Source organism: Pseudomonas sp. FP1762 (genome assembly GCF_030687105.1).
Taxonomy (GTDB): Bacteria; Pseudomonadota; Gammaproteobacteria; order Pseudomonadales; family Pseudomonadaceae; genus Aquipseudomonas; species Aquipseudomonas siliginis.
On the sequence record NZ_CP117458.1, the window covers coordinates 3316321 to 3337064 of the forward strand.

Annotated in this window: 17 protein-coding genes; 6 read left to right on the forward strand and 11 right to left on the reverse strand. The window is 58.9% G+C overall.

Annotated features, from left to right (window positions below):
* Positions 1-104: 104 nt before the first annotated feature.
* The 4 genes from PSH90_RS14690 to PSH90_RS14705 all read right to left on the reverse strand — a co-directional run bounded on the left by PSH90_RS14690 (position 105) and on the right by PSH90_RS14705 (position 5764).
* On the reverse strand, positions 105-1292 hold the full coding sequence (locus tag PSH90_RS14690) for a pyridoxal phosphate-dependent aminotransferase (protein WP_056789670.1): 1188 nt from the start codon (positions 1290-1292) through the stop codon (positions 105-107).
* Positions 1293-1333: 41 nt separating this feature from the next.
* On the reverse strand, positions 1334-2959 hold the full coding sequence (locus PSH90_RS14695) for a methyl-accepting chemotaxis protein (RefSeq protein WP_150740940.1): 1626 nt from the start codon (positions 2957-2959) through the stop codon (positions 1334-1336).
* A gap of 305 nt (positions 2960-3264) precedes the next feature.
* A complete protein-coding gene (locus tag PSH90_RS14700; protein ID WP_150635139.1) occupies positions 3265-4404 on the reverse strand; it encodes a glycerate kinase in 1140 nt (379 codons plus the stop codon).
* A gap of 238 nt (positions 4405-4642) precedes the next feature.
* The gene (locus tag PSH90_RS14705; protein ID WP_150635138.1) at positions 4643-5764 is read right to left on the reverse strand and encodes a sugar diacid recognition domain-containing protein; all 1122 of its coding nucleotides are present in this window, start codon (positions 5762-5764) and stop codon (positions 4643-4645) included.
* A gap of 171 nt (positions 5765-5935) precedes the next feature.
* Between PSH90_RS14705 and PSH90_RS14710 the strand changes: the two genes are divergently transcribed.
* Together PSH90_RS14710 and rarD are read left to right on the forward strand one after the other, a co-directional pair.
* Entirely contained in the window at positions 5936-7246 is a 1311-nt protein-coding gene (locus PSH90_RS14710; protein ID WP_252886299.1) for an MFS transporter, read from the forward strand.
* Positions 7247-7535: 289 nt separating this feature from the next.
* Positions 7536-8417, forward strand: a complete 882-nt coding sequence (gene rarD / locus PSH90_RS14715) for an EamA family transporter RarD (RefSeq protein ID WP_056789655.1) — start codon at positions 7536-7538, stop codon at positions 8415-8417.
* Between the two features lie 173 nt (positions 8418-8590).
* Here the strand turns inward: rarD and hppD are convergent, their stop codons facing one another.
* Positions 8591-9667, reverse strand: a complete 1077-nt coding sequence (gene hppD / locus PSH90_RS14720; protein WP_016774910.1) for a 4-hydroxyphenylpyruvate dioxygenase — start codon at positions 9665-9667, stop codon at positions 8591-8593.
* Between the two features lie 351 nt (positions 9668-10018).
* Here hppD and PSH90_RS14725 point away from each other — a divergent pair, with 351 nt between their 5' ends.
* Entirely contained in the window at positions 10019-11554 is a 1536-nt protein-coding gene (locus PSH90_RS14725) for an EAL domain-containing protein (RefSeq protein WP_305380872.1), read from the forward strand.
* Between the two features lie 227 nt (positions 11555-11781).
* The gene (locus PSH90_RS14730) at positions 11782-12147 is read left to right on the forward strand and encodes a histone-like nucleoid-structuring protein, MvaT/MvaU family (protein ID WP_041480175.1); all 366 of its coding nucleotides are present in this window, start codon (positions 11782-11784) and stop codon (positions 12145-12147) included.
* Positions 12148-12362: 215 nt separating this feature from the next.
* On the opposite strand, the gene PSH90_RS14735 is transcribed toward PSH90_RS14730, so the two are convergent.
* Positions 12363-12881 carry a DUF4946 domain-containing protein gene (locus tag PSH90_RS14735; protein WP_305380873.1) on the reverse strand — a complete coding sequence of 173 codons (519 nt, stop codon included), beginning with the start codon at positions 12879-12881 and terminating at the stop codon, positions 12363-12365.
* A gap of 137 nt (positions 12882-13018) precedes the next feature.
* Here PSH90_RS14735 and gloA point away from each other — a divergent pair, with 137 nt between their 5' ends.
* A complete protein-coding gene (gene gloA / locus PSH90_RS14740) occupies positions 13019-13540 on the forward strand; it encodes a lactoylglutathione lyase (RefSeq protein ID WP_039762746.1) in 522 nt (173 codons plus the stop codon).
* Between the two features lie 252 nt (positions 13541-13792).
* On the opposite strand, the gene ahpF is transcribed toward gloA, so the two are convergent.
* The 3 genes from ahpF to PSH90_RS14755 form a co-directional block, all read right to left on the reverse strand.
* On the reverse strand, positions 13793-15355 hold the full coding sequence (gene ahpF, locus PSH90_RS14745; protein ID WP_305380874.1) for an alkyl hydroperoxide reductase subunit F: 1563 nt from the start codon (positions 15353-15355) through the stop codon (positions 13793-13795).
* 124 nt (positions 15356-15479) lie between these two features.
* A complete protein-coding gene (gene ahpC, locus PSH90_RS14750; RefSeq protein WP_016774916.1) occupies positions 15480-16043 on the reverse strand; it encodes an alkyl hydroperoxide reductase subunit C in 564 nt (187 codons plus the stop codon).
* A 137-nt stretch (positions 16044-16180) separates the two neighbouring features.
* A complete protein-coding gene (locus PSH90_RS14755; RefSeq protein ID WP_305380875.1) occupies positions 16181-17119 on the reverse strand; it encodes a site-specific integrase in 939 nt (312 codons plus the stop codon).
* A gap of 177 nt (positions 17120-17296) precedes the next feature.
* Between PSH90_RS14755 and PSH90_RS14760 the strand changes: the two genes are divergently transcribed.
* Positions 17297-18313 carry a DNA-binding protein gene (locus PSH90_RS14760; RefSeq protein ID WP_305380876.1) on the forward strand — a complete coding sequence of 339 codons (1017 nt, stop codon included), beginning with the start codon at positions 17297-17299 and terminating at the stop codon, positions 18311-18313.
* On the opposite strand, the gene gorA is transcribed toward PSH90_RS14760, so the two are convergent.
* Both gorA and galU read right to left on the reverse strand, forming a co-directional pair.
* Positions 18310-19668, reverse strand: coding sequence for a glutathione-disulfide reductase (gene gorA / locus PSH90_RS14765; protein ID WP_305380878.1), 1359 nt, complete (start codon positions 19666-19668; stop codon positions 18310-18312). The two genes, PSH90_RS14760 and gorA, sit on opposite strands and share 4 nt — an antisense overlap.
* Before the next feature lie 129 nt (positions 19669-19797).
* Positions 19798-20637: a UTP--glucose-1-phosphate uridylyltransferase GalU gene (gene galU / locus PSH90_RS14770; protein ID WP_024013124.1), complete on the reverse strand. Its 840-nt coding sequence runs from the start codon at positions 20635-20637 to the stop codon at positions 19798-19800.
* Between the last annotated feature and the right edge of the window lie 107 nt (positions 20638-20744).

Sequence of the window (20744 nt, forward strand, 5' to 3'; positions counted from 1 at the left end):
TCCGCGTCCCTTCCGAAAGTTGGAACGCGGAGCGTCCCTAGAGGCATTCCCACGCGGAGCGTGGGAACGATCAGCAAGGCGCCGGTTCAGGCAATGCAAGACCCTCAGGCACTGCGCGCCTGCAACAGCTGCACCGCACACAACGCAATCCGCGCGCAGGCATCCGCCAGTTTGACCCGATCCACCACCAGCCCGATGCGAATATGCCCCGCCGCGCTCGGCCCGAACGCTTCACCGGCCAACACTGATACCCCGTAACCTTCCAGCAAGCGCTCGGCAAATGCCTGGGCGCCGAGGCCAGTCTGGCGCACATCGACCATCACGAACATGCCGCCATCCGGGCGAATCGGCTGCAACCCAGGGCAACCGTGCAAACGCTCGCACACCAGATCGCGCCGCAAGCGGTATTCCTCGCGCATCTGAGAGACTTCCGGCAGATCACTTTGCAGCGCTACTTGCGCGGCCTTCTGTACAAAATCCGGCAGACCGAAGAGCATGCTCAGCGACAGATTCACCAGATGCTCGGCCAAGGCATTCGGGCCGATCATCCAGCCGATACGCCAACCGGTCATCGCATGGGATTTCGACAGACTGTTGATCGTCGCGGTGCGCTCGGCCATGCCCGGCAGGCTCGCCGGGCTGATGTGCTCGCCTTCATATAACAGCTCGCTGTACACCTCATCGCTGATCAACCACAGATCATGACGAATGCACAGCGCTGCCAGCTCCTGCCAGATCAGCAAGGGCAAACTCGCGCCGCTGGGGTTGTTCGGACTGTTGAGCAGCATGGCGCGCGTTCGCGGGGTAATGCGCGCGGCAACATCGGCCGGGTCGACACGGAAACCGTTGTCGGGGCGTACCGGCACCGCAATCACCTTGGCACCGCAGGCGCCAAACACACCTTCGTAAGTGACGTACATCGGCTCGGCGACGATCACTTCATCGCCCGGATCGAGCAGGCACTGCGCCACCGAGTACACCGCGCATTGTGCGCCGGGCAGGACAATCACCTGATCAGGATCAACCCGTTGACCACTGCGCTGGCGATGACGCTCGGCAATCAGCCTGCGCAGCTCAAACCGCCCACGCACATCGGCGTAATGGGTATCGCCGGCCAACAGGCTATCGATCGCGCCATGGACGATCGGCAACGGCGTATCGAAATCCGGATCGCCGACGCTCAACAACAAAACATCAACGCCCTCGGCGCGCAGTTCCAGCGCTCGGTCGTGAATCTGCCAGGCAGCGGCACCCTCCCCGGCGATTCGTTGGGTCAAGGCTGAATAGCGCATGTACGTCTCCTGTTAGCGCGGTTTCCAGCCTTCACCGTATCTCAAATCACGAAACGCGCCACCATCGCGTTCAAATCCACTGCCAGTCGCGACAGCTCGTGGGTCGCGGCGCTGGTCTGGTTGGCCCCGGCGGCCGATTGCGTGGCGAGGTCGCGAATATTGACCAGGTTGCGATCGACCTCGCGCGAGACTTGCGCCTGCTCTTCCGACGCGCTGGCGATGACCAGGTTGCGTTCGTTGATCTGGTGAATCGATTGCGTGATCTGCTCCAGTGCCACGCCAGCCGCGCGGGCCATTTCCAGAGTGGACTGGGTACGCTGGTTGCTTTGCTGCATCGAGGAGACCGCTTCACCAGTGCCGTTCTGGATGCCGGCAACCATTTTCTCGATTTCCTGGGTCGACTGCGCGGTGCGATGGGCCAAGGCTCGCACTTCATCAGCCACCACGGCAAAGCCACGGCCAGCCTCGCCGGCACGCGCGGCTTCAATCGCAGCGTTGAGCGCCAGCAAGTTGGTCTGCTCGGCGATGGCACGAATCACGTCCAGCACCTTGCCGATGTCACGGCCCTGCGCGGCGAGGCCTTCGATCATCTGCGCGGTGTTCTGCACGTCGTGGGTCATGGTCTGGATCGCGTCGACGGTTTTCACCACTTGATCGCGACCTTCGCGGGCGGCGTGGGTCGACTGATTGGAAGCTTCGGAAGTCGAAACGGCATTGCGCGCCACTTCTTCCACCGCAGCGGTCATCTCGTTGACGGCCGTGGCGGCCTGTTCGATTTCGTTGTTCTGCTGCTGCAACCCGCGCGACGCTTCTTCGGTGACCGCGCTGAGTTCTTCGGCAGCGGCGCCCAGTTGCGTGGCGGAACCGGCGATCTGCTCGATGGTTTTGCGCAGGTTGGTCTGCATCGCGGCCAAGGCTTCGAGCAGGCGCGCCGGTTCGTCCTTGCCGTCGACTTCGATGGCTTTACTGAGGTCACCGCCAGCAATGGTTTGCGCAGCGAGCACGGCGCGGTTGAGCGGCGTGACGATGCTGCGGGTCAGCAACCAGGCGAGCAACACGGTGGCCAGCGCCGCAATCACGGCGACGATGATGATCCCGGTGATGGCGCTGTCATAGTTTTCACCGGCCTTAATGGCCGCCGCTCTGGCCCCGGCGGTATTCATGCCGATCAGCTTGTTGAGCTGCTCGCCCATCTGATCGGTGCCTTCCTTGATGCGCGTGTTGATCAACGCGCGCATCGCTTCCAGATCGCCCTTGCGCGACAGCTCAATCATCTGATTCTGCGCTTGCAGGTAATTATCGAGCGTCGTCGAAAACGTCTGGAAGACCGCGCGCTCTTCAGGGCCTGCCGGCAACGCAGCGTAGCTGGCCTGCGCTTTGCGCACCTTGTCGACGAGCACCGCGATGCGGGTTTCTGCCTCTTGCAGGCTGGCCGGTTCGCGATTGACCAGCACACGGAACGAGAGAATGCGCATGCGCAGGACGTTTTCCGTGACCACGCTGAGGTGGGTCACGCTTGGCAATTGGTTGGTGTCCATGTCGACCGACGCCTGACGAATGACCGTCATGCGGCTGACCGCGAACACGCCGAGGACAATCACCAACAAGGCGATAAAGGCAAAACCGAGGAAAGCACGGGGCGCGATATTCAGGTTACGCAGGGACATGGTCGGACTCTCGAAAGAAAGAAACTGCGAGCGTCCATGCCGTGAGCACTGGCCCATAGCGGGCGACAGTCCGGCGGCACTGAGTTGTGGTTTTGTGTGCGCCTGACCGTTGTATCGGCCAGGCTTGAGGAAGGTTTCGGGTCTGCGGTAAATATTTTTCAGGACGTGGCAACAATCAAAAACTGCTCCGCTGCCCTTGGTAGGAGCTGTCGAGTGCAACGAGGCTGCGATCTTTTGATCCTGCTTTTAAAAGTCAAAAGATCGCAGCCTCGTTGCACTCGACAGCTCCTACATAGGCAAGCCGATCAGCGTTGGGCGGCGAGTTGCCAGACCCGAGCAATATCGGTGGCGCGTTCACGCAGCAGGCGCGGTGCTTCGGCGCAGGCTTGTTCGAGTGTCATCGGTCCGCTGGTCACGGCGAAAGCGGCGTCGATGCCGTGTTGATAGAGTTCCTGGTAGCCCTCGCCCAAGGTCCCGGCGATCACAATCACCGGCACAGCGTGTTGTTTGGCAACTCGCGCAACACCGAACGGCGTTTTGCCGCGAAGGGTTTGCGCATCGAAGCGGCCTTCTCCGGTAATCACCAGATCCGCACCCTTGACCGCGTCAGCGAGCCCGACCAGTTCCGCTACCACCTCGACGCCCGCCTGAAACTGCGCACCGAGAAAAGCCTTGGCCGCAAACCCCAGACCACCCGCCGCGCCGCTGCCCGGTTCATCGCGCACGTCCCTGCCCAATGCTTGCGCGCAAAGCTCGGCGAAGTGCCCCAGCGCCTGATCGAGCTGCTCAACCTGCGCAGGCGATGCGCCTTTCTGCGGGCCGAAAATGGCCGAGGCGCCGTGAGGGCCGCAGAGCGGATTGTTGACATCAGCGGCGATGTCGAAACGCACATCGGCCAGACGTCGATCAAGTCCACTCAGATCCAGTCGCGCCAGTTGCGCCAAGGCCAGGCCGCCGGGCACCAGCGACTGATTCTGCGCATCCAGCAACTTCACCCCCAGCGCCTGCATCGCCCCGGCGCCGGCGTCATTGGTCGCGCTGCCGCCAATCGCCAGAATCACCCGTTGCGCGCCGGCATCCAGCGCTGCACGAATCAATTCACCTGTGCCAAAGGTGCTGCTGATGCAGGCATCGCGCTGTCCCGGCGGGACCAGTTGCAGACCGCTGGCCTCGGCCATTTCGATGATCGCGGTGTGGTTGTGCGGCAGCCAGCCCCATGCGGCTTCGACCGGCGCGCCCAGTGGACCGCGCACGCGGGTGCGGCGTAACTCACCTTCGCAGGCTGCGAGAATCGACTCGACCGTACCTTCGCCGCCATCGGCCATCGGGCATTTGATCAGCGTCGCCTGCGGCCAGACCTGCGCCAGTCCGAGGGCAATGGCTTCGGCAACGCCTTGGGCACTCAGGCTGTCCTTGAACGAGTCGGGGGCGATGACGATCTTCATGGGAATTCTCCGGTTGCAGTGGCATTCATGCTGCCAGCGGTCGTGAGCGTTGACGCCGGTCGGCTGCACAAGTGGCGTCGACGTTTATTGTTCATTTCCACAAAAGATATGTGTTGGTCGTACCGACCTCATCGCTGGCAAGCCAGCTCCCACAGGGTTCTGCGGTGACTATGGAAGTTATGAACGCCTTCTGACCTGTGGGAGCTGGCTTGCCAGCGATGGCGGCCTCAAGGACAACTCATGGCAATGGATCAGTCTGCGGCAGCAGCTGCACCCCAAGATACAACGCCAGCATCCCATCTAGCTTCAACGGATCAACCCCGCTCAACTCGGCAATCCGCTCCATGCGATAACGCAGACTATTGCGATGAATGCCCAACGCCTCGGCACAGGCCTGACTCTGCCCGTCGTGCTCGCACCAACTGCGCAGGGTCGCAAGCAACTGGCCGTTGCTGTCCTTGGCGATGACCTGGCGCAGCGGCTTGAGCAGTTCGTCCAGCGCATCATCGTTGCGATGACGCCACAGCATGACCGGCAAGCGATAACGATTGAGCGTCAGCAGTCTCGAATTCGGCAGCACGTCACGACCATAAGCGAGCAAATCGCCGACTCGTCGGTAACAGCGACGCAACCCGGCCAGACCATCCGCCTGCCCGCCGACGGCGATGCGCAAAATCTTCCAGCCGAGGCCATCGAGTTTTTCCAGCAGGCGATCATGCTCGACGTTCTGGCTCGCCGGGCGACACCACAACAACGAAGACTTCGCCGAACTCACGCACCAACTGTCCGGGTAACGCGAGGTCAGCCACGCACTCAGTGCCTCGACGGTTTGCCCCGGGCCGTGCTCAAGACCCAGCTCAAACAAATACGGCACCCGGGTCAATTGCGGCTTGAGCCCTAGTTGCTGCGCCTCATCGATCAGACGCGGCGAATCCCCCGCCTCGCTCAGCAGCAACGCCAGCAGATCATCGCAACGCTGCCGTCGCCATTGTTGCTCGGCCTGCTGGTTGCGCTGGCCGACCAGCATTTCAGCGGTCATGCGCACCAGCTCGGCGTAGGTGCGCAATTGCTCCGGCTCGCCGGTGATGCCGAGCACGCCGATCAAGCGCTGATCGAGCAGCAGCGGCAGATTGATCCCCGGTTGCACACCTTTGAGATGCACCGCCGTCTGCGCGTCGATTTCCACCACACGCCCGTTGGCCAGCACCAGTTGCGCGCCTTCATGCCGGGTGTTGATGCGTTCCGGTTCACCGCTGCCGAGGATCAGGCCCTGACTGTCCATGACATTGACGTTGTACGGCAAAATGGCCATGGCCCGGTCGACGATGTCTTGGGCAAGGTCGTGATCGAGTTCGAACATAGCGGCGGCAATCCTTCAGTTCAGGCACGAACGGTTGTTCAGCCGCACAGGGTCTGGCGGCAAACCCTGTGCTCAGGCACAAAGACAATCCGGCCAAAGGTGGCCGAGACTCTCAGGGCGATCAACGTTACCCTTTGCATCGCAAAAAATCATAATAAAGAGAGAGCCGCTATGTCGCAGAGCGCCGCAGCTACCCAGACCATCGACGACGGTAAAAACGCCGTCTACAAACGCATCACCCTGCGTTTGATTCCCTTCATTTTCATCTGCTATCTGTTCAACTACCTCGACCGGGTCAACGTCGGCTTCGCCAAACTGCAGATGCTCGATGCACTGAAATTCAGCGAAACGGTGTACGGCCTCGGCGCCGGGATTTTCTTCATCGGTTATGTGCTGTGCGGCGTGCCGAGCAACCTGGCACTGACCCGCTTCGGTCCTCGGCGCTGGATTGCCTTGATGATGATCACCTGGGGCACGCTGTCGACCTGCCTGTTGTTCGTCACCACCCCGACCGAGTTCTACACCCTGCGCTTTTTCACCGGTGCCGCTGAAGCCGGGTTCTTCCCGGGCGTCGTGCTGTATCTCTCGCAGTGGTTCCCTACCTTCCGCCGTGGCCGGATCATGGCGTTGTTCATGTCGGCAATCCCGGTCTCCGGTTTGCTCGGCAGCCCGTTTTCCGGCTGGATTCTCAACCACTTCGCCGCTGGCCAGGGTGGCCTGGCCGGCTGGCAGTGGATGTTCCTCCTGCAAGGCATTCCGACGGTGATCCTCGGCGCACTGGCGTATTTCCTGTTGAGCGACAGCTTCGCCAATGCCAAATGGCTGACCGCCCATGAACGTTCGGTGCTCGAAGCCGACCACGCCGAAGACCTCGCCAACAAACCGAAAACCGCCACCGACTCGCTGCTCGCGGTGTTCAAGAACCCAGCGATCTGGGCCTTCGGCCTGATCTATTTCTGCATCCAGAGCGGCGTGTACGCGATCAACTTCTGGCTGCCGTCGATCATCAAGAACCTCGGCTTCAGCGACAACCTGGTGATCGGCTGGCTGAGTGCGATTCCGTACCTGCTCGCGGCGGTGTTCATGCTGGTCGTCGGCCGCTCGGCGGACTTGCGCAAGGAGCGCCGCTGGCACTTGGTGGTACCGATGCTGATGGGCGCTGTCGGGCTGGTGATCGCGGTGAATTTCGCGGCCAATCCGGCGATTGCGATTCTCGGCCTGACCATAGCGACCATGGGCGCACTGACCGGTCTGCCGATGTTCTGGCCGGTGCCGACCGCCATGCTGAGCGCGGGCGCAGCGGCTGGTGGGCTGGCGCTGATCAACTCGATGGGGCAGATGGCCGGGTTCCTCAGCCCGTACCTGGTGGGTTGGGTCAAGGACAGCACGGGTTCGACGGATGCAGCGTTGTACGTGCTGGCGGCGGTGATCGTCGGCGGGAGTCTGCTGGCGTTGCGGATGACGGGGAGGTTGCGGGCCTAATCAGACGCGCAGATCAAAAGATCGCAGCCTTCGGCAGCTACTGTGGAATGCGTTCCCTGTAGGAACTGCCGAAGGTTGCGATCTTTTGCGTTTAAGCGATGCAATCATGCATAGCGCCAGCCGACGCAACATCTATGCTGAATCTGCTGGCCTCTTCGCGAGCAGGCTCGCTCCCACAGGTTTTGTGCTTGGCTCCAGGATGTGGGAAATAATGAGCATCCGCTCAATATTCAGCACAAAAACCACGTATCCTGCGCGCCCCGTTCAACCATCACGTCGCGAGGACAGTTTGTCTAAAGGTATCGCTCTATCGGTTTCAGCCTCCGTGCTGTTTGCCGTCATGTATTACTACACGTCGCTGCTGACCCCTCTGAGCGGCGTGGAAATCTTCGGCTGGCGCATGCTTCTGACCGTGCCGTGCATGACGGTGTTCATGCTGGTTTCCGGGGAATGGCGGCGGGTGCTGGAGCTGTTCCGATTGATGGCAGCCAGGCCGAAGCTGATTGCCGGGCTGCTGGTTTCTTCAGCCCTGCTCGGGGTTCAGCTGTGGCTGTTCATGTGGGCACCGCTCAATGATTACAGCCTGGATGTATCACTGGGCTATTTCCTGTTGCCACTGGCGATGGTGCTGACCGGGCGGATTGCCTATGGCGAGAGCCTGTCTTACCTGCAGAAAATCGCGGTATTTTTCGCCAGTCTTGGCGTGTTGAACGAGCTGTATCAGGTTGGCGGATTTTCCTGGGCGACGCTGATGGTCGTGGTCGGTTATCCGCTGTACTTCGTACTGCGCAAATACCTGCAAACCGACAACCTCGGTGGCCTGTGGGTCGACATGACCCTGATGCTGCCGGTCGCCTACTGGTTTGTGCAGGGCGGCGAACAGGGCCTGGCCGTGTTCGATCAATATCCGGGGCTGATGTGGCTGATTCCACTGCTCGGCCTGATCAGTGCGTCTGCGCTGGTGGTGTATATCATCGCCAGCCGCTTGCTGCCGTTCAGTCTGTTTGGGTTGTTGAGTTATGTCGAACCGGTGCTGTTGCTCGCGGTGGCATTGTTGCTGGGAGAGAGCATCAAGTCGGGCGAGTGGCTGACTTACATCCCGATCTGGCTGGCGGTTGTGGTGCTGGTGTTCGAAGGCTTCAAACACTTGATGCGCCAACGCCGCTCTTGAATGCAACACAAGACAAATGTGGGAGCGAGCCTGCTCGCGAAGTCGTCAGACCAGTCAACATGACTGTTGAATGAAAGTCCGCATTCGCGAGCAGGCTCGCTCCCACAGGTTTTGTATGAAGCAAAAAAATCCCGGCCCTGCATTTCTGCAGGCCGGGATTTTTTCGTTTCAGATTACTCGGTGGTCAACACACCACGACGCACCTGGTCACGCTCGATCGATTCGAACAGGGCCTTGAAGTTGCCCTCGCCGAAACCATCATCGCCCTTGCGCTGGATGAATTCGAAGAACACCGGCCCCATCAGGGTTTCCGAGAAAATCTGCAGCAGCAGACGCTTGTCGCCCTGCTCCGATGCGCCATCGAGCAGGATACCGCGCGATTGCAGCTGATCGACCGGCTCACCGTGATTCGGCAGGCGACCTTCGAGCATTTCGTAGTAGGTATCCGGCGGCGCGGTCATGAAGCGCATGCCGATTTTCTTCAGTTGATCCCAGGTCTTGATCAGGTCGTCGGTGAGGAACGCAACGTGCTGGATACCCTCACCGTTGAACTGCATCAGGAACTCTTCGATCTGCCCGGCGCCCTTCGACGACTCTTCGTTGAGCGGAATGCGGATCATGCCATCCGGTGCGGTCATGGCCTTCGAGGTCAGGCCGGTGTATTCGCCTTTGATGTCGAAGTAACGGATTTCACGGAAGTTGAACAGCTTCTCGTAGAAGTTCGCCCAATAGGCCATGCGACCGCGATAAACGTTGTGGGTCAGGTGGTCGATGATCTTCAGGCCGGCACCGACCGGGTTGCGATCAACGCCTTCGATGAACACGAAGTCGATGTCGTAGATCGAGCTGCCTTCACCGAAACGGTCGATCAGGTACAGCGGCGCGCCGCCAATGCCTTTGATTGCCGGCAGGTTCAGTTCCATCGGACCGGTCTCGATGTGAATCGGCTGGGCGCCGAGCTCCAGCGCGCGCGAGTAGGCCTTCTGCGAATCCTTCACGCGAAACGCCATGCCGCAAACGGACGGGCCGTGTTCGGCGGCGAAGTACGAGGCGACGCTGTTGGGTTCGTTATTGAGGATCAGGTTGATTGCGCCCTGACGATACAGGTGCACGTTCTTGGAACGGTGGGTCGCGACTTTGGTGAAGCCCATGATCTCGAAGATCGGCTCCAGTGTGCCAGGAGTCGGCGCTGCGAACTCGATGAATTCAAAGCCCATCAGGCCCATTGGGTTTTCGTATAAATCTGCCATGGTGACGCCTCATCATTTCTTATCAATTAACCAGGGTTATTTGTCAGGAAAGTGATGTGGAGGGCGGCGCGCAGGAGATGCCACGCACGCTGCGCGCGAGGAAGTCTCCGTAGATCAGTTGAAACCCGAATATCTTCATTGTCGACCCAAGGCTCTTGCGGGCGAGGCTTCTGCTGCCAGAAGACGATTATTATTGTATGCGTAACCCGATTCTACACAGCGTAACCAGGCCTGTCTGCCCTCTGTATAAAATCCGCTTTTTTACCTACGGCGCAAGCGCCATCTGCCATCTATTCTCACCTCTGGCTCAATTGTTTATCGGGTCGGATTTCTAAACCACAGGATGTGTCCATGCCACTGACCCACCGATCCCGCCGCAAACGCAGCACCCGAATCGCAGTGACTTTGCTCACCGGTCTGCTGCCAATCGTGCTGGGCAGTGGGATTCTTTATATGCAGGCAAAACGAACGCTGGAGCAAAGTGCCGGGGAAACGGCCGAACAAGCGTTGCAACAGTTCGATCTGATGCTCGACAACACGGCAGAAGCCGCCCGGGTTCTGCTGCCTCTGGCCGGGAAAAATTGCGAAGACGTGAAACTGGCCCTGCGCGAACAAGTGACCCGACGCCCCTTCGTGCGCTCGACCAATCTGGTCTGGGACAACACGCTCTACTGCAGCTCACTGTTCGGGCAGTTCAAGGAAGCGGTCAATGCCGGGGACTATCATCAAGGCAAACTGTGGTTGATGAACGGCAATCCCGTCACTCCCGACACGGCATTGTTGATCTACCGCCTCAGCGACGGTCGTGGCGGCGCGCTGACCACGCTTGATGGTTATCACCTGAGCAACATCCTGCGCCTGATCGGCCGCCAGACATTACTGATGTTGCAAGTGGGCGATAACTGGCTGTCCGCCGACGGCAGAGTGCATCAAGGGCCCCTGCCCGCTTTGCCAGTCGCGCATAGCATGCTCGAATCCGAACGATACGGTTTCAACGTGTCGGCGGGTTTTCCCGAGGGAGAGACCTGGCGTTACATGGCGGCCAACTACCCGCCGTTGTTCAGCCTGCTGATATTTTTCGGCGTGATCTCGGGCGCCATCGGCCATGTCGTGCAGAAACGCTCGAACTCGCCCAGTCACGAAATGCTTCGCGCACTCGAGGCCGGGGAATTCATTCCTTATTTCCAGCCGGTGGTTCACGGTGACAGCAAGCAGTGGTCCGGCGCTGAAGTGCTGATGCGCTGGAATCACCCGAAAGAGGGCCTCGTACGCCCGGATCTGTTCATTCCATTTGCCGAGCATTCAGGCTTGATCGTGCCGATGACCCGCGCGCTGATGCAACAGACTGCCGCCCTGCTGGGACCGCATTCTGCGGTCTTCGCCAAACCTTTCCATATCGGCATCAACATCACTGCCAGCCATTGCAAGGATCTGGAACTGGTCGAAGACTGTCGCGACCTCCTGGCGGCGTTTGCGCCCGGCAGCGTCGAGCTGGTGCTGGAATTGACGGAGCGCGAGCTGATCGAACCGAATGAGATGACCCTGCAACTGTTTGAGCAATTGCACGCACTTGGAGTGAAAATCGCGATCGACGATTTTGGTACAGGCCACTCAAGCCTCGGCTACTTGCGCGCCTTCAAGGTCGACTTTCTCAAGATCGATCAGAGCTTTGTCGCCATGATCGGCATCGATGCGCTATCACGGCATATTCTCGACTCCATCATTGAACTGTCGGCAAAGCTGGATCTGGCCATTGTTGCCGAAGGTGTCGAAACACAGGCCCAAGCCGATTACCTGACGGAGCATCAGGTAGATTTCATGCAAGGCTATTTGTTTGCCAAACCGATGCCGGCAGCGGATTTCATCAGCGCATTAAGTGATCGTTAACTCATTAGCATAGCTCGCCCAACAACCGCACCAAATTGATACAAAAAGTCATTGTTGTTACATGGCGACAACATCAGGATTTACTCTTGTCGCATTAACTACTACAATTTTTTCAACCTGAGCCAGACTGACAGGTGAGCCAATTATCACCGAGTCGCTTCCAGGCTCTTGGCTTATAGCTTTGTTTGCGGTTGGTATCAGCCAAACACACTATTGGAGTAAAGATATTGTCCAGACTCGCTGAATTTCGCGCAGCTGAAAAGGCCCTTCAGGAACAGCTCAAACAGCTGGAATCGCTGAAGAATGACGCCGGGCTCAAGAAAGAAATCGAATTCGAAGAAAAGCTCCAGGGACTGATGAAAACCTATGGCAAAGGCCTGAAAGATATCATCGCTATCCTCGACCCGAACCCGGCGAAGTCCGGTCTGCAGGCCGCCCCAGCGCCGAAGACCCGCCGCGCCCGCGTCGTCAAGGTTTACCAGAACCCGCACACTGGCGAGCTGATCGAAACCAAGGGCGGCAACCATCGCGGCCTGAAAGCCTGGAAAGAACAGTACGGTGCGGCCACCGTGGATTCATGGTTGCGCGGTTAATCTGACGCCAACAAAAAGCCCTGCGCGATGCAGGGCTTTTTTATTGACAATATCTAACAAATGAAATGATTTTCATCGAACAAGTTGGAAAATTGTGTAACGTTACTGAGTCATCACGCTAAACATTTTGCTGCGCGATGTTGCTGCAAACGATGAATCAAACTTTGTGCTTAATCCTTTCCGGCATTCAAAACACCGCGAGTTAGTACGGGCGTTTATAATTTCAGGCTGTTACGTGCCGCCTCTATGTCGTCGGCGCTCGCCTTATAAACCTCAGCCTGACCGGCATATGAAAGTACATAAGCCTTGTCTGTTTCCACGGCGGCCACCAACGTTTGTGACAATACGTGCCGGCCGTTCTCGGTGATCGTGCAGGTCGTCTCCAACGCGGTCAATGATCCGAACGCAGCCGGATGGATTCGGTTGCAGACGCTCTGATAACCACTGCGGAAGAAATCCTTCTGGATGGACTTGCGCATCTCCAGCAACACGCCTTGCAAATTGACCTGATGCCCCGCCTCCACTTGCGTCATGGTCAACTCCATCACCATCACCTGATTGCCGTCGGCATCGAGCTTCACCGCCCTTTGCCGCGAGACTGGCGGCGCGGTATCCGGCAACATTTCAACCTTCCAGCCCGCCGGCCAGGTGATGCTCGGTTCGGCCATGGCCGGGAAAACCACGGCCAATGACAAAGCAAAAAAAACAAACACGGATTTGAACAGTCGGATCATTGCCGGACGCACTCGAAGGTAGAGAGCAAAGTCTGAGCCCCGCCCTCGCGCAGGGCAAGCCCGCCTTGCATTTGGCGATGCCGGCCGGCATGCGTATCATTGCGCCCATTCACTCGCCCATTGTTATTGGAGGGCCCATGAGCCTCAACGAACTGAACACTTTCCCCGGCGTGACCGCCACGCCAGACAGCGCAACCCGCAACTTCGTGTTCAACCACACCATGCTGCGCGTGAAGGACATCACCAAGTCGCTGGATTTCTACACCCGCGTCCTGGGTTTCTCGCTGGTCGAGAAGCGCGATTTCCCGGAAGCCGAATTCAGCCTGTACTTCCTTGCGCTGGTCGATAAAGCGCAGATCCCGGCCGATGCTGCTGCGCGTACCGAATGGATGAAATCGATTCCAGGCATTCTCGAATTGACCCACAACCACGGTACCGAAAACGATGCCGACTTCGCCTATCACAATGGCAACACCGATCCGCGTGGCTTTGGTCACATCTGCATTTCGGTGCCGGACATCGTCGCAGCGTGTGCACGCTTTGAAGAGCTGGGTTGCGATTTCCAGAAGCGCCTGACCGACGGCCGGATGAAGAGCCTGGCCTTCATCAAGGACCCGGATGGCTACTGGGTCGAGATCATTCAGCCTGCGCCGCTGTAAAAGCTGAAAGCCCCTCACCCTAGCCCTCTCCCAGAGGGAGAGGGGACTGATTGCGGGATGTTGGAGAATTACGCCGACTTGAACGATTGGCGGTGAATCCATAATCGACCGGCTCTCTCAGGTCGATGGATGACTTCAGACACCTCGGTCGGCTCCCTCTCCCTCGGGAGAGGGCTGGGGTGAGGGGTGGCTTTCCACGCGCAATAAAAAACCCATGATCGCTCATGGGTTTTTTTGTTTTCGACCTGGCAGTTACGCCGGGGCCGAAGTCCGGATCAAGTGATCGAACGCACTCAGCGAAGCCTTGGCGCCCTCGCCTACCGCAATCACGATCTGCTTGTACGGCACAGTCGTCACGTCACCCGCTGCAAAGATCCCCGCAATGGAAGTCTCGCCACGGTTGTCGACAATGATCTCGCCACGCGGCGACAGCTCGATGGCGCCCTTCAGCCAATCGGTGTTCGGCAGCAGACCGATTTGCACGAAAATGCCTTCCAGCTCAACCGTGCGCAGTTCATCGGTAGTGCGGTCCTTGTAGCGCAGGCCGTTGACCTTCTCGCCATTGCCGGTGACTTCAGTGGTTTGCGCACTGGTGATCACGGTAACGTTCGGCAGGCTGTGCAGCTTGCGTTGCAGCACGGCGTCGGCACGCAGTTGCACGTCGAATTCCAGCAGCGTTACGTGCGCCACGATACCGGCCAGATCGATCGCCGCTTCAACGCCGGAGTTACCGCCGCCGATCACCGCTACGCGCTTGCCCTTGAACAGCGGGCCGTCGCAGTGCGGGCAGTACGCCACGCCTTTGTTGCGGTATTCCTGCTCGCCCGGGACGTTCATTTCGCGCCAGCGTGCGCCGGTCGCGAGAATCACGCTCTTGGCTTTCAGGGTTGCACCGCTGGCGAAGTGGACTTCATGCAGCTCGCCGTTCTTGCCCGGGATCAGCTTGTCGGCGCGTTGCAGGTTCATGATGTCGACGTCGTACTGCTTGACGTGTTCTTCCAGCGCCGTGGCCAGTTTCGGCCCTTCGGTTTCCTGCACGGAAATGAAGTTCTCGATGGCCATGGTATCCAGCACCTGACCGCCGAAGCGCTCAGCCGCGACACCGGTGCGGATGCCTTTACGTGCGGCGTAGATAGCGGCCGAAGCACCCGCCGGGCCACCGCCGACGACCAGCACGTCAAAGGCTTCTTTGGCGCTGATCTTCTCGGCCTGACGCTCAATAGCGCCGGTGTCGAGTTTGGCGAGAATTTCCTCCAGGCCCATGCGGCCCTGACCGAAGTTTTCGCCGTTGAGGTAGATGCTCGGCACAGCCATGATCTTGCGATCGTTGACTTCGTCCTGGAACAGCGCGCCGTCGATGGCGACGTGGCGGATATTCGGGTTGAGCACGGCCATCAGGTTCAGCGCCTGAACGACGTCCGGGCAATTCTGGCAAGACAGGGAGAAGTAAGTCTCGAAGCTGAACTCGCCTTTGAGCGAGCGGATCTGCTCGATCACTTCAACGCTGGCCTTCGACGGGTGGCCACCGACTTGCAGCAGAGCCAACACCAGCGAGGTGAATTCGTGGCCCATTGGAATGCCGGCGAAACGCAGACTGATGTCGGCTCCAGGGCGATTGATCGAGAACGATGGCTTGCGGGCATCGTCACCGCTGTCGATCAGGGTAATTAGGCTCGAAAGACTGGCAACGTCTTTCAGCAGGTCCAGCATTTCACGGGATTTCGCACCGTCGTCGAGGGATGCAACGATCTCGATCGGTTGGGTGACCCGTTCCAGGTACGATTTCAACTGGGCTTTAAGATTGGCGTCCAACATACGGGCGATTTCCTTTATTTGAGGCGAAAAAAAGCCCGAGCGAATCTCGCCCGGGCATTTTTATTGGGCGGTGCAGCTAACTTAAGAAGGTGCGGCGTGCCGCCCTGCGTTGCATGTCACAGACTTAGATCTTGCCGACCAGGTCCAGCGACGGAGCCAGAGTGGCCTCGCCTTCTTTCCACTTGGCCGGGCAAACTTCGCCTGGGTGTGCAGCGACGTACTGAGCAGCCTTGATCTTGCGCAGCAGCTCGGAAGCGTCACGGCCAACGCCGCCATCGTTCAGTTCAACGATTTTGATCTGGCCTTCAGGGTTGATCACGAAGGTGCCACGGTCAGCCAGACCAGCTTCTTCGATCAGCACGTCGAAGTTGCGGGAGATGACGTGGGTAGGGTCGCCGATCATGGTGTATTCGATTTTGCCGATGGCTGGCGAAGTGTTGTGCCAGGCAGCGTGAGCAAAGTGGGTGTCGGTCGAAACACTGTAGATTTCCACGCCCAGCTTCTTGAACTCAGCGTAGTTGTCAGCCAGGTCTTCCAGCTCGGTTGGGCACACGAAGGTGAAGTCGGCTGGGTAGAAGAACACTACGGACCACTTGCCTTTCAAGTCAGCATCCGAGACTTGAACGAAGTCGCCGTTTTTGAACGCGGTAGCTTTGAACGGTTTTACTTGGCTGTTGATGATAGGCATTGATGACTCTCCGTCAGGGGTTATGAAGTTGATGGGTGAATCCTACCCACTCACTCGACGGAAGGCTCATTGGCAAACCTGATACTGCTGATTTGTTTTCGCTATTAGCTGACTGTATTAATAGAAGAAAACGATCTCTACGGCTGATCCGGCTTATCCATAATCCGAGCCATTCCCTGGAATGGGCTGACCTCAACATAGCGCATGGCGGATTTCATGTCCTTCCAGCCAACGTAGCTCATCAGCGATTTCAGGTCCCAGCCGCTTTGATGCGCCCAGGTTGCAAAACCGCGTCGCAACGAGTGACTGGTATAACCGGCGGCGACAATCCCGGCGCGCTGCAACGCCTGGCGGAGCAGCGGAATAATGCTGTTGGCGTGCAGGCCCTCCTCGCTCAGATTGCCCCAGCGATCAATGCTGCGGAACACCGCGCCGCGCACCAGCGCAGCCTCTGTAATCCAATCGATATAGGCCTGCACCGGGCACAGCTTCAGCAGCGCCGGGGCCTGATAAGTCTGCCCGAGGTTTTCCCGGTCGCCCTTGCTGCGCGGCAAATACAAAGTGATTCCTTTGCCAGCACTCGCCTGCACATGCTCGATCTGCAAGCGGCACAACTCGTCGCTGCGAAAGCCGCGCCAGAAGCCCAACAGAATCAGCGCGCGATCCCGATACGCCTTGAGCAAGGTCGGGCGGTCCTGTTCTTCCCGGGCCGTCTGCACCTCCTGCTCAAGCCAATCGATCACGCGCTGCAGATCCTGCAATTGCAGCGGCTCAGCCTGTTTTTCCTGCGCCGGGTGCAAAGCACGAATGCCCTTGAACACCTTGCGCACCACTGGCGCCTTGGTCGGATCGGCAAACCCCTGACTGTTGTGCCACTGCGCCAGCGCCGACAGGCGCAGCTTCAGCGTGTTGATCGACAGCACGCCAGCGTGCGCCACCAGATAACGCGCCACGCTATCGGCAGTGGCCGGCAGAAATCCGCCCCACGTCACCTCGAAGTGCTCGATGGCCATGCGATAGCTGCGGCGAGTGTTGTCCCGGGTGGCGGCTTGCAGATATCGATCAATCTCACTCATGGGCAGTTTTCTCGCTGGCGTACGGGTTCAGGCATGCAGATGCGCATTTTGCCCCCTGACATTGGGTAATACCAGTATATCCCGCCTGTTTTATCTCAAAGATTTACCTATATTTTCAGCATGGTACACTGCGTACTTAAATGGCATGTACCACAGTACGTAAACGTAGGAGTTCACATGGCCCGTGGCGGCATTACCAAAGCACTGGTGCAAATCGCACGCACAGCGATCCTCGCCCGTGGCGAACACCCAAGCATCGATGCAGTACGCATTGAAATGGGCAACACCGGCTCGAAAACCACGATCCATCGCTATCTGAAAGAACTGGACGACGGTGCCCAGCCGAATGAGGCGTCAGCAGAACCGATCGATGATGAGCTCACCGCCCTCGTCTCTCGACTCGCCCAGCGCCTGAAAGAACAAGCACAGGAACCCATCGAGCAAGCCCGCGAACAGTTCGAGGAGCAACGCGAAGCACTGGAAACCGAGCTGAAACAGGTTCGCCAGGCGCTGGAAAAACTCGAGCACGATCACGACATTCAAGGCGCCGCACTGCAACGCGAATCCGAGGCGCTGAGCAACACCCGCTCGATGCTGCAAACCGAACAGACGCGCAACGCCGGCCTCAACCAGGCATTGGCCGACTTTGAATTGCGCTTGCAGGACAAGGACGAACAGATTCGCTCACTGGAAGAGAAGCACCTGCACGCCCGCGATGCGCTTGAGCATTACCGTAACGCAACCAAGGAACAGCGCGAGCAGGAGCAGGCCCGCCATGAAGGGCAACTTCAGCAGATACAGGCAGAATTGCGTCAAGCCCAGCAGAGCGCGTTGGTGCGCCAGGACGAGATCACGCAGTTGCACCGCGACAACGAACGCCTGCTTACCGAAAACCGTGGCACCCAGCGCGAGCTGAATCTTGTGCAGGATCAGCTCAAGCACAGCAATCAGCGTCAGGATCAGTTGCTCGAGCAGGCCACGCGCATGGACAGCGAGCGCACCCTCCTCCAGGAACGTCTGCGCGTGGCGGCACTGGAAAGCCAGGCGCTCAAGCAGAGCGTCGACGAACAAACGCAGCTCAATCAGTCATTGGAAAAGGAATTGCTCAAGGTTCAGGCAAGCCTTGAAGACAGCCAGCGTCTGGCGGCTACCGTTGCGGCAGCGCCAGACTCGGCCAAAGCGACAGACGCTTAAGCGCTGACCGGCGTACGCATGGTGACGAACTCTTCGGCGGCCGTCGGGTGCACCCCGATGGTGTCGTCGAAGTCGCGCTTGGTCGCGCCGGCCTTCAAGGCGATCGCCAGACCTTGCACGATCTCGCCAGCGTCCGGGCCGACCATGTGGCAGCCAAGTACCTTGTCGGTTTTGGCGTCGACCACCAACTTCATCAGGGTTTTCTCCTGGCAGTCAGTCAGGGTCAGCTTCATCGGCCGGAAGCGGCTCTCGAAAATAACCACCTCGTGGCCGCATTCGCGCGCTTCTTCTTCGCTCAAACCGACCGTGCCGATGTTCGGCAGGCTGAACACGGCGGTCGGAATCATCTTGTAGTCCACCGGACGGTATTGCTCCGGCTTGAACAGACGCCGCGCCACGGCCATACCTTCGGCCAGAGCGACCGGGGTCAGTTGCACGCGACCAATGACGTCGCCCAGCGCCAGAATCGACGGCTCGGTGGTTTGATACTCGTCGTCGACTTTGATAAAGCCCTTGTCGTCGAGCTGCACATCGGTGTTTTCCAGGCCCAGATTGTCCAGCATCGGACGCCGGCCGGTGGCGTAGAACACGCAGTCGGCTTCGAGTACGCGACCATCCTTGAGCGTCGCCTTCAAGCTACCGTCGGCCTGCTTGTCGATGCGCGCAATGTCGGCATTGAATTGCAGATCGAGGCCACGCTTGGTCAATTCTTCTTGCAGGTGCTTGCGCACCGACCCGTCGAAACCACGCAGGAACAGATCGCCGCGATACAGCAGCGTGGTGTTGGCGCCGAGGCCATGGAAAATTCCGGCGAACTCGACGGCAATATAACCGCCGCCGACCACCAGCATACGCTTGGGCAGCTCTTTGAGGAAGAACGCTTCGTTCGAACCGATCGCATGCTCATGCCCGGGGATTTCAGGGATCTGCGGCCAGCCGCCGGTGGCGATCAGAATGTGCTTTGCCGTGTAGCGCTCGCCATTGACCTCGACCTCGTGCGGCCCGACGATTTTCGCGTGCGCCTCGTGCAGGGTCACGCCGCTGTTGACCAGCAGATTGCGATAAATGCCGTTGAGGCGATTGATCTCACGGTCCTTGTTGGCGATCAGCGTGGCCCAGTCGAAGTTGGCTTCGCCCAGGTTCCAGCCGAAACCGGACGCCTGCTCGAAGTCCTCGGCAAAGTGTGCGCCGTAGACCAACAGCTTTTTCGGCACGCAGCCGACGTTGACGCACGTGCCGCCCAGGTAACGGCTTTCGGCCACCGCCACTTTCGCCCCGAAGCCGGCGGCAAACCGCGCAGCCCGCACACCGCCGGAACCGGCACCAATCACATAAAGGTCAAAATCGTAGGCCATTTCTATCTCCTCGGCAGGCCATCAGCATACCCGCAGCCATTCATTGGGCAAGCACTGCCATCCATATAAGGGCGGAAAATGAAAAAGCCACCCGAAGGTGGCTTTCTTTTGCAGACGAGGCGAAGACTATTAGTAAGCCTTGCCAGTCTTGTAGAAATTTTCGAAGCAGAAGTTGGTCGCGTCGATGTAGCCCTCAGCACCACCGCAGTCGAAACGCTTGCCCTTGAACTTGTAGGCCATGACGCAGCCGTTCTGGGCCTGCTTCATCAGGGCGTCGGTGATCTGGATTTCGCCGCCCTTGCCTGGTTCGGTCTGCTCGATCAGATCGAAGATGTCCGGGGTCAGGATGTAACGACCGATGATCGCCAGGTTCGACGGCGCGTCTTCCGGCTTTGGCTTCTCGACCATGCTGTGCACGCGGTAGATGTCGTCGCGGATCATTTCGCCAGCGATGACACCGTACTTGTTGGTTTCCTGCGGATCGACTTCCTGGATCGCGACGATCGAGCAGCGGAACTGCTTGTACAGCTTGACCATCTGGGTCAGTACGCCGTCGCCATCGATGTTCACGCACAGGTCGTCCGCCAGAACCACGGCGAACGGTTCGTCACCGATCAGCGGGCGGCCAGTCAGGATCGCGTGGCCCAGACCCTTCATTTCGGTCTGACGGGTGTAGGAGAACGAGCACTCGTCCAACAGCTTGCGGATACCGACCAGGTACTTTTCCTTGTCGGTGCCCTTGATCTGGTTTTCCAGCTCGTAACTGATGTCGAAGTGGTCTTCCAGAGCACGCTTGCCACGGCCGGTGACGATGGAGATTTCCGTCAGGCCCGCGTCCAGTGCTTCTTCAACGCCGTACTGGATCAGTGGCTTGTTTACCACCGGCAGCATTTCTTTAGGCATGGCTTTGGTCGCTGGGAGGAAGCGAGTGCCGTAACCGGCTGCTGGAAACAAGCATTTCTTGATCATATAAGTCCTTGAAAAGGCTGTGTGTACGAGTTTCGAGGCAGTCTAATCAGGCGGCGTGCGCCTTACAATGCCCCGCGCTGGCTAACCGATGCCAACATAGAGAAATA